Genomic DNA, 602 nt, shown 5'->3' on the forward strand with positions numbered 1-602 from the left:
GAAGTTTCCCCTTCGGGGGACAAAGTGACAGGTGGTGCATGGTTGTCGTCAGCTCGTGTCGTGAGATGTTGGGTTAAGTCCCGCAACGAGCGCAACCCTTAAGCTTAGTTGCCATCATTAAGTTGGGCACTCTAAGTTGACTGCCGGTGACAAACCGGAGGAAGGTGGGGATGACGTCAAATCATCATGCCCCTTATGATTTGGGCTACACACGTGCTACAATGGACAATACAAAGGGCAGCGAAACCGCGAGGTCAAGCAAATCCCATAAAGTTGTTCTCAGTTCGGATTGTAGTCTGCAACTCGACTACATGAAGCTGGAATCGCTAGTAATCGTAGATCAGCATGCTACGGTGAATACGTTCCCGGGTCTTGTACACACCGCCCGTCACACCACGAGAGTTTGTAACACCCGAAGCCGGTGGAGTAACCATTTGGAGCTAGCCGTCGAAGGTGGGACAAATGATTGGGGTGAAGTCGTAACAAGGTAGCCGTATCGGAAGGTGCGGCTGGATCACCTCCTTTCTAAGGATATATTCGGAACATCTCGTAGAGATGATACGGAATAACGTGACATATTGTATTCAGTTTTGAATGTTTAT

General features: G+C 49.0%; 1 rRNA gene. It reads left to right on the top strand.

Annotated features, from left to right (window positions below):
• A 16S ribosomal RNA gene (locus HMPREF2561_RS08600) occupies positions 1-525 on the top strand; the annotation flags it as partial.
• Positions 526-602: the final 77 nt, after the last annotated feature.

It is taken from the genome of Staphylococcus sp. HMSC069E10 (assembly GCF_001809205.1).
Taxonomy (GTDB): domain Bacteria; phylum Bacillota; class Bacilli; order Staphylococcales; family Staphylococcaceae; genus Staphylococcus; species Staphylococcus hominis.